General features: G+C 68.6%; 8 protein-coding genes. 6 read left to right on the top strand and 2 right to left on the bottom strand.

What is annotated here, in order from left to right:
* The first annotated feature begins 101 nt into the window (after positions 1-101).
* The 6 genes from ruvA (at position 102) to RT309_RS11470 (ending at position 7,295) form a co-directional block, all read left to right on the top strand.
* Positions 102-710 carry a Holliday junction branch migration protein RuvA gene (gene ruvA, locus RT309_RS11495; protein ID WP_313357177.1) on the top strand — a complete coding sequence of 203 codons (609 nt, stop codon included), beginning with the start codon at positions 102-104 and terminating at the stop codon, positions 708-710.
* A complete protein-coding gene (ruvB, locus tag RT309_RS11490) occupies positions 703-1,734 on the top strand; it encodes a Holliday junction branch migration DNA helicase RuvB (RefSeq protein ID WP_313357176.1) in 1,032 nt (343 codons plus the stop codon). The genes ruvA and ruvB overlap by 8 nt, the downstream gene beginning before the upstream one ends.
* A gap of 64 nt (positions 1,735-1,798) precedes the next feature.
* Positions 1,799-2,212, top strand: coding sequence for a preprotein translocase subunit YajC (yajC, locus tag RT309_RS11485; RefSeq protein ID WP_313357174.1), 414 nt, complete (start codon positions 1,799-1,801; stop codon positions 2,210-2,212).
* 32 nt (positions 2,213-2,244) lie between these two features.
* On the top strand, positions 2,245-3,984 hold the full coding sequence (gene secD, locus RT309_RS11480) for a protein translocase subunit SecD (RefSeq protein ID WP_313357172.1): 1,740 nt from the start codon (positions 2,245-2,247) through the stop codon (positions 3,982-3,984).
* On the top strand, positions 3,984-4,973 hold the full coding sequence (gene secF / locus RT309_RS11475; RefSeq protein ID WP_313357170.1) for a protein translocase subunit SecF: 990 nt from the start codon (positions 3,984-3,986) through the stop codon (positions 4,971-4,973). Before secD ends, secF begins: the two co-directional genes overlap by 1 nt.
* Positions 4,974-5,042: 69 nt before the next feature.
* Positions 5,043-7,295 (top strand): bifunctional (p)ppGpp synthetase/guanosine-3',5'-bis(diphosphate) 3'-pyrophosphohydrolase, encoded by a 2,253-nt coding sequence (locus tag RT309_RS11470; protein ID WP_313357169.1) that lies wholly within the window; start codon positions 5,043-5,045, stop codon positions 7,293-7,295.
* On the opposite strand, the gene RT309_RS11465 is transcribed toward RT309_RS11470, so the two are convergent.
* Positions 7,265-7,834 carry an SAM-dependent methyltransferase gene (locus RT309_RS11465; RefSeq protein ID WP_313357168.1) on the bottom strand — a complete coding sequence of 190 codons (570 nt, stop codon included), beginning with the start codon at positions 7,832-7,834 and terminating at the stop codon, positions 7,265-7,267. The two genes, RT309_RS11470 and RT309_RS11465, sit on opposite strands and share 31 nt — an antisense overlap.
* An 87-nt stretch (positions 7,835-7,921) precedes the next feature.
* Positions 7,922-9,229, bottom strand: a 1,308-nt coding sequence (locus RT309_RS11460; protein ID WP_396654448.1) for a DUF349 domain-containing protein, incomplete at its 5' end; no start/stop codon positions are given.

Raw genomic sequence — 9,229 nt, 5'->3', positions numbered from 1 at the left:
AGGCGTGGGCCGCCGCCGAGCGCGGCGCGCGCGGCCCCTCGCGAACGGTGCGCGCCCGTGTCGGTCGAACGGATGTACGACCTGCTCGGTAGGCTGGCGACATGATCTCGTCTCTGCGCGGCACGGTGCTGCACGCCGACTCGACCCACGTCGTCATCGAGACGGGCGGGGTCGGATTCTCGGTCTTCGTCCCCGGAGACGTGGCGCACACCGCGGTGGTCGGCGATCAGCTGCAGCTGCACACCAGCCTTATCGTGCGCGAAGACGCCATGACCCTGTTCGGCTTCAGCGACCGCGACGAGCTCGAGATCTTCGGGCAGCTGCTCAGCGTCACCGGCGTCGGGCCGAAGTCCGCGCTGGGCGTGCTCTCGCACCTCACCGTCGACCAGATCGCCGAAGCCGTCACCTCTGAAGACGACGCTCCGTTCCGGCGCGTCTCCGGCATCGGTCCGAAGACCGCCAAGCTCATCGTCGTGCAGTTGGCAGGCAAGGTGACGCCGCGCGTGGCATCCGCTCCCGCCGGTGCACCCGCCACCGCCACCGTCGATCAGGTCGCTGCGGCGCTGGTCGGCCTGGGCTGGTCGGAGAAGATCGCTGCCGAGGCCGCCGCGCAGTCGGCGGAGGATGCCACCGACGCCGAGCGCGAGTCGGTTCCGGCGCTGCTGCGCCGCACGCTCGCCGCGATGGGACCGGGTGCCAAGCGTGGCTGACACCTCACGCGACGCGGGCGAGGCGCTCGACGAGACGGAACTCGCGATCGAGGGCGCGCTGCGGCCCAGCAGCCTCGACGAGTTCGTCGGGCAGCCGAAGGTGCGCGGTCAGCTGCAGCTGCTGCTCGAAGCCGCGCGCATCCAGGAGCGCCCGGCCGACCACATCCTGCTCGCGGGCCCGCCCGGGCTCGGCAAGACCACGCTCGCGATGATCGTCGCGCACGAGAGCGGCCGGCCGCTGCGACTGTCGAGCGGCCCCGCCATCCAGCACGCCGGCGACCTCGCCGCACTGCTGTCGAGCCTCACGCCTGGCGAGGTGCTGTTCATCGACGAGATCCACCGCATGGCGCGCTCCGCCGAAGAGATGCTCTACCTCGCGATGGAGGACTTCCGCATCGACATCATGGTCGGCAAGGGGGCCGGTGCCACGAGCATCCCGCTCGACCTCGCGCCCTTCACGATGGTCGGCGCGACGACCCGCTCGGGTCTGCTGCCCAACCCGCTGCGCGACCGCTTCGGATTCACGGGCCACCTCGAGTTCTACGACGACGACGATCTCGAACGGGTGATCGCGCGCTCGGCGAACGTGCTCGGCGTGCGGCTGCCCGATGACGCCCTCAGCGAGATCGCACGACGCTCGCGCGGCACTCCGCGCATCGCGAACCGGCTGCTGCGCCGCGTGCGCGACTACGCCCTGGTGCACGGCGGAGGCGCCTCGGCGTCGATCTCCGACGTGCGGGCCGCGCTCGAGCTGTACGACGTCGACGCCATCGGCCTCGACCGGCTCGACCGAGCCGTGCTCGAGGCGCTCGTGCTGCGGTTCCGCGGTGGGCCGGTCGGACTCAGCACGCTCGCCGTCGCGGTCGGCGAGGAGGCCGAGACCGTCGAGAGCGTCGTCGAGCCGTACCTCGTGCGCATCGGATTCCTCGGGCGCACCCCGCGCGGGCGGATCGCGATGCCGGAGGCATACCGGCATCTCGGCATCAGCCACCCCGACGGCGTGGCATTGTTCGATGACCTATAATCGCTGAAGCTTCCCTGAACCCTTGTGCGCTCATCGGCGTGCGCTCTTCGAAAGGCCCATCCCCATGGAAATCATCCTCTTCGGTCTTCTCGGCGTGATGCTCGTGTTCATGTTCGTGAACACCCGCAAGCGCCAGAAGCAGATGAAGGAGCAGCAGGAGGAGAAGGCCACCAAGACCGTCCCCGGCGTCAAGGTGCTGCTGCAGGGCGGCCTGTACGGCACCGTCGTCTCGTACGACCCGGTCGACCTCGACAAGCCCGCTCAGATCGAGATCGCCCCCGGCGTGGTCATCGAGGTGCACAGCCAGGCGATCCTCCGTCTCGTCGAGGAGACTCCGGAGGATGACGTGGTCACCGACGCGCCGGTGACGGACCTCGACGCCGCGCCCGTTCGGGAGCGCACCGACGACATCGAGTCGATCCAGGTCGAGACGCCGGAAGAGACCAAGGCGCGCCTCGAGCGCAACGACGAGAACTGACGCGTCGGCACCTCACTCGAAAGCGGAACTCAGTGGCATCATCATCTCCGACGCGCCACGCGTGGCGCGTCCTCCTCGGCCTGCTCATCGTCACGGCAGTGCTGTTCGGCATCAACGCGCTCGGCGTCTACGTCTTCAAGACGGATGCCGGGAAGCCTGCCAGCTCGTGGGCTCCTGAGCTCGCACTCGACCTGCAGGGCGGAACGCAGATCATCCTCGGCGCCGAGTCGCCCGACGGCGCCGCCCCCACCGAAGACCAGCTCAACCAGGCAGCCGCGATCATCCGCCAGCGTGTCGACGCCTCCGGTGTCGCCGAGGCCGACATCACCACCGAGGGCGGCCGCAACATCGTCGTGCAGATCCCCGGTGCAGCCGACCAGGCGACGCGGGATCGCATCCAGGCCAGCGCCAAGCTCGAGCTGCGCCCGGTGATCCTGACGACGGATCCTGCGACCTCGTTCGTCGGCGAGGACGGCAAGGAGACCGCGTATCCGACCCCGGATGACGCGCTGAACGCGACGCCCACGGCGAAGCCGACCGATGCGTCCGACCCCAGCTGGGCGACCGAGAAGCAGATCGCCGAGCTGCAGGCCTACGACTGCTCCGCCAAGCAGGACTCGGCGAATGCGCCGGAGGACGAGCCGCTGATCGCCTGCGAGGAGAACGGCAGCGCCAAGTACCTTCTCGGGCCGGTCGAGCTCGACGGCACCGTGATCAACGACGCGACTGCCGGACGTGAGCAGCAGAGCGGCCGCTGGACGGTCAACCTCGTCTTCGACGCCAAGGGCACCGAGATCTTCGGCAAGGTCAGCCAGCGACTGAACGCCAACCGCCTCGCGCAGCAGTCGCCGCGCGACCAGTTCGCGTTCGTGCTCGACGGCAAGGTGCTCTCCGCGCCGACCATGCAGGCCGTCATCCTCAACGGCAAGCCGAGTATCTCGGGCAACTTCACCCAGGAGAGCGCGAAGGCCCTCGCCGACCAGCTGCGCTACGGCGCGCTGCCGCTCAGCTTCACCGTCGAGAGCTCCGACACCATCTCGGCCACGCTCGGCTCGCAGCAGCTGGAGATCGGTCTCATCACCGGCCTCATCGGCCTGGGGCTCGTCGCGCTGTACTCGCTGATCACCTATCGCGCGCTCGGGTGGGTGATCATGGCATCCATCGGCGTGATGGGCGTGCTCACCTACATCGTCATCGCCATCCTCGCCTGGCGGATGGGCTTCCGGCTCTCGCTCGCGGGCGTCGCGGGTCTGATCGTGTCGATCGGATTCACGGCCGACTCGTTCATCGTCTACTTCGAGAGAATCCGAGACGAGCTGAGAGACGGCAAATCGATCGTCGCCGCCGTGGAAGACGGCTGGGGGCGCGCGAAGCGCACCATCTACATCTCGAAGTCGATCAACATCCTCGCCGCCGTCGTGTTGTACGTCCTGGCCGACGCGACGGTGAAGGGCTTCGCGTTCACCCTGGGGCTCACGACGCTCATCGACGTGTTCATCTTCGTGATCTTCACCCACCCGGTCATGCAGCTGCTCGCGCGCACCCGCTTCTTCGGCGGCGGGCACAAGCTCTCGGGTCTCGACCCCGACGCGCTCGGTGCCGTCTACCGCGGTCGTGCGCAGTTCCGCGACGTGCGCACCGGTTCGTCCGGGCGTGCCGCCCGCAACAAGGGCGCGCGCGGCGAGGCCGAGAAGCGGCAGACCATCGCCGAACGCAAGCGCGCTGGGGCCCTCGCAGGATCCAAGGATGCCGGAAAGGACTCCGACGCCTGATGTTCTCCATGAATGAATTCGGCAACAACCTCTACTCGGGCAAGACCTCGTTCCCGTTCGTCGGGAAGCGGCGCCTGTGGTTCATCATCGCGATCCTGCTGGTCGTCGGCTCGGCCCTCGTGCCGCTCTTGCGCCCGGTGCAGTTCTCGATCGAGTTCACCGGCGGATCGCAGTTCGTCGTGCTCGCGCCCTCGTCCACCGATCAGGGTCTGGCGACCGACGCGGTGCGCTCGGTCGTGCCGAACGCGGCCGCCAAGGTGGTCACGGTCAACAACCGCGACGTGCGGGTGCAGACCGACCAGATGACGCCGAACGAGACGCAGGACGTCAAGGCGGCTCTCGCTGACGCGTACGACGTGAAGGCCGACGAGATCACCGATTCGTTCATCGGGCCGGCCTGGGGCGAGAACGTCACCCGCCAGTCGCTGTGGGGCCTCGCGATCTTCCTCGCGCTGACCTTCCTCATCCTGGCCATCTACTTCCGCACCTGGAAGATGTCGGCGGCCGCTATCGTCGGCCTGCTCGACGTGCTGCTGATCACGGTCGGCGTGTACGCCCTCGCCGGGTTCGAGATCTCGCCCGCGGCGGTGATCGGATTCCTCACGATCCTGGCGTACTCGCTGTACGACACCACGGTCGTCTTCGACAAGATCCGCGAGAACACGACCGAAGACGTGAATCAGACGTCGCGCACATTCGGCGAGTCCGTGAACCTGGCGGTGAACCAGACGCTGATCCGCTCGATCAACACCTCGGTCGTCGCTGCTCTGCCGGTCGGCGCGATCCTGTTCATCGGCTCGCTGTGGTTCGGCGCCGAGACCCTCACCGACATCTCGCTGTCGATCTTCGTCGGCATCATCGTCGCCACCTACTCGACGCTGTTCGTCGCAGCGCCCCTCTACTCGCTGTTCCGCGAGAAGGAGCCCGACATCGTCGCGCACGACGCCAAGGTGCACGAAGCGCGCGAGCGCGCTGTCGCGACGGTGTGATCGCCTCCGCGCGGCCGGGTGGCACAGCGGCCGCGCGTAGGATGATCTGATCGGGAACGGGAGCAGATGATGGCGGATTCGCAGGCGTCAACGCAGGTGTCGAGCCTGCGCCGACTGGTGCCGCGCATCTTCTCGCGCGCACCCAGGGTCAACGATCTCGACAATCTCATCCGCACCGTCCGTGCGAACCACCCGCGCGGTGATCTGCCCATCATCGAGCGCGCCTACCGGGTCGCCAAGGAGAAGCACGAGGGCCAGTTCCGCCAGAGCGGCGAGCCGTACATCACGCACCCTCTCGCGGTGGCGCAGATCCTCGCAGAGCTCGGCCTTGGGCCGCGCGCCATCGCCGCGGCTCTGCTGCACGACACCGTCGAGGACACCGGCTACGCGCTCACCGAGCTGACATCCGAGTTCGGCGACGAGGTCGCCATGCTCGTCGACGGCGTCACCAAGCTCGACAAGGTCAAGTACGGCGAGAGCGCGCAGGCCGAGACGGTCCGCAAGATGATCGTGGCGATGTCGAAAGATATCCGGGTGCTGCTGATCAAGCTCGCCGACCGCCTGCACAACGCCCGCACGTGGGGCTTCGTGCCGCCCGAGAAGTCGGCGCGCAAGGCCAAGGAGACCCTCGAGATCTACGCGCCGCTCGCGCACCGCCTCGGTATCCAGACGATCAAGTCCGAGCTCGAGGACCTCTCTTTCGCGGTGCTGCACCCGAAGATCTACGCCGAGATCAACAGCCTCATCGCGCAGCGCACCCCGCAGCGCGAGAAGTACCTGCAGAGCGTGGTCGAGTCGATCAACGAGGATCTGCGCGAGCTGCGCATCCGCGGCAAGGTGGTCGGCCGGCCCAAGCAGCTGTACTCGGTGTATCAGAAGATGGTCGTACGCGGACGCGAGTTCGACGACATCTACGACCTGATCGGCATCCGCGTGCTGGTGAACTCGGTGCGCGACTGCTACGCCGTTCTCGGCGCGATCCACGCCCGCTGGACCCCGCTGCCGGGCAGGTTCAAGGACTACATCGCCACCCCGAAGTTCAACCTCTACCAGTCGCTGCACACGACGGTCATCGGCCCGTCCGGCCGCACGGTCGAGATCCAGATCCGCACGCACGAGATGCATCAGCAGGCGGAGTTCGGCGTCGCCGCGCACTGGATGTACAAGGAGCGGATGAACGGCGGGAAGGTGGATGCCCGTGCCGCCGACGCCGACATGGCCTGGCTCGCGCACATCTCCGACTGGCAGGCCGAGACGGCCGACCCGAGCGAGTTCCTCGACTCGCTGCGCTTCGAGATCGGTGCGAAGGAGGTCTACGTCTTCACCCCGAAGGGGCGGGTCATCGGCTTGCCGACCGGCGCGACGACCGTGGACTTCGCATACGCCGTGCACACCGAGATCGGCCACCGCACCATGGGAGCGAAGGTCAACGGCCGGCTGGTGCCGCTCGAGACCGAGCTGAAGAGCGGCGACGTGGTCGAGGTGTTCACCTCGAAGAACCCCGACGCCGGCCCCAGTCAGGACTGGCTGAGCTTCGTCAAGAGCACGCGGGCGCGCAACAAGATCCGCGGGTGGTTCACGAAGGAGCGCCGCGAAGAGGCGATCGAGCAAGGCAAGGAGTCGATCGCCCGCGCGATGCGCAAGCAGAACCTGCCTCTGCAGCGGCTCATGAACCAGGAGTCGTTCGCCGAAGTCGCACGTCAGCTGCGCTACGAGGACGTCTCCGGCCTGTACGCCGCCGTCGGGGAGGGTCACGTCTCGACGCAGTCGGTGCTCGAGAAGGTCACGGCCCTCGTCGCCGCCGATGAGGACACCAGCACCGGCGCCGTGCAGCTCCCGGGCCAGGCACCTGCGCGTGAGCCGCGCACCAGCGACTCCGGTGTGCTCGTGCGCGGAGCGTCCGACATCCTCGTCAAGCTCGCCCGGTGCTGCACACCCGTCCCCGGCGACCCCATCGTCGGCTTCGTCACGCGGGGAAGCGGCGTCTCGGTGCACCGTCAGGACTGCGTGAACGTCAAAGCGCTCGGCTCCGACCCTGAGCGCTTCATCGAGGTCGAATGGGCACCGACGACCAAGAGCGTGTTCCGGGTGCAGATCCAGGTCGAGGCCCTCGACCGCTCGGGCCTGCTCTCGGATGTCACACGCGTGCTCAGCGAGCACCACGTCAACATCCTGTCGGCCACCGTCTCGACCACGGACGAGCGTCTCGCGCTCAGCAGGTTCGTCTTCGAGATGGGCGACTCGGTGCACCTCGACCGGGTGCTCAACGCCGTCCGTCGCATCGACGCGGTCTACGACGTGTACCGCGTCACGACATCCTGACCCGCCCAGCCGTCGAGGATCCGTCTGGCGTGGATCGCGCCGGGGCGTCTGCCCAGCGGCAGCACGCGAGCGCGAACGGCGTCGGCCAGGCCGGGGGAGATGCGCACCAGCGCGTGAAGCCAGATCTCGTCCTCCGTACTGCGCGCCGAGCTGAGCAGCAGCGACACGGCCGTCGCCTCCGCGGTCTGAACCCAGAGACCGGCGATCGACTCGATGTCCGTGCCTGCCAGCCGCCTCTCATGGTGCATCACGCGCGTCGACGGGCCGAGGCGCTGACGACTCGCGCTGATCCGCGACACGTGATGCACGCGCGGGGGAGCGTCGCCCGCCCCGTGCACCCAGGCCGCGCTCACCCCGCTCACGGCCGTTCCCGGCGGGACGAGCGACGACAGGCTAAGGGCTCTTGCGGCCGCGCCTTCGATCGTGTCCGCCGGCATGTACCCCTCACCGACCTCGACGACGTCGCCGTCGAGGCGTGCCGCGCTGAGCTCGGGGAGGCTCAGCCGGTCACCCGGACGGTAGAACAGGGCGGGATGCACGCTGAACAGTATGAGCCGCGACGCCCTCGAGGAGGACGCCGCGGCTCATACTGTGGATAACGGCGGATGCCGGATCAGCTGCGTGAATCAGCCGCCCAGCGCGCTCAGCCAGGAGCGACGCGCGGCCAGCGCCTCGGTGGCCTCCTTGACGGCGCGCTTGTCGCCGGTCTTCTCTGCCGCGGCGAGCTCGGCCTCGAGCTTCTCGATGGCCTCGAGAAGCTGCGAGCTCATGTCGCCCACGCGGGCCTTCGTCTCGGGGTTGTTCGTCTTCCAGTCGACGTCCTCACGCGACTTGAGCGCCTGCTCGATCGAGCGCATGCGGTCATCGAGCGCACGCTCCTTCTCGCGCGGGAAGATGCGGCCGACCTCGTCCCACTGACGCTGGATGCGAGTGAGGAGGGCGCGTGCGCGCTTGAGGTTCGGCTCGTCGGCGACGGTCTTCGCCTCTTCGAGCAGCGCCTCGCGGGCTTCGATCCGCGGAGCCGAGTCGGCCTCCTCAGCGGCGGCCTGCTCGGCGCGTGCCGAGTACAGCGCGTCGCCGGCGGCCTTGAACCGGGCCCACAGGGCGTCGTCTGCCTTGCGGCCGGCACGACCCGACGCCTTCCACGCGTCGAGCAGGTCGCGATAGGCGGGGATGCCGTCGACGCCGCGGGGGGCGAGCGCCTCGGCACGCTCGACGAGACGCGCCTTGGCGTCACGAGCGGTGCGGTGCGCGTCGTCGAGTTCGGAGAAGAACGCTCGGCGTGCCTTGTCGACCGTCGTGCGCGCGTCGCGGAAGCGCTTCCAGAGCTGCTGCGCCACGCCCTTGGGCAGGCGAGGGGCGTTCTGCTGGTGCGCCTGCCACGCGTCGAACAGCTCGGTCATCTCTGCCGTGACCTGCTTCCACTGCACCTTCGACAGATCGCGACCGGCGATGGCCTCGGCCTTCTCGACGATCGCGGTGCGCTCGGCGATGGCGGCATCCAGCGCCTCCTTCGCGGCTGCGGACTCGCGTGACGCAGCGTCGGCGAGCGAGGCGAGGAACGTCTCGATGCGCTCACGGAGAGAGACCAGGTCGCCGACCGCGGCGGCGTCCGTCGCCTCGTTCTTCAGGTGCGTGGCCTGCTTGGTCAGATCGGATGCCGATGCGCCGCCGCTCTGCGCACGGGTCTCGAGGGTGCCGAGCTTGACGGCGAGGTCGTCGTACTTGCGGGCGTAGTACGCCAGCGCCTCTTCCGGTGTGCCGTCGGGGTACTGCCCGACAGGACGCCAGTCGTCTCCCTCGCGCACCTCGACCGTGCCGTCGTCCGTGACGCGACCCCATTCGGCGGCGTCCGAGGCGACCGGCGCGACGGCGGGAGCAGCGGCGGCGACCGGTGCCGCGGCGGGCATCGGCTTGCGCGGCGGCGCCGGAAC

The organism is Microbacterium sp., assembly GCF_032084865.1.
Taxonomy (GTDB): Bacteria; Actinomycetota; Actinomycetes; order Actinomycetales; family Microbacteriaceae; genus Microbacterium.
The sequence above is the reverse complement of the archived record's forward strand: the minus strand, read 5'-3'. Positions and strand labels throughout refer to the sequence as shown.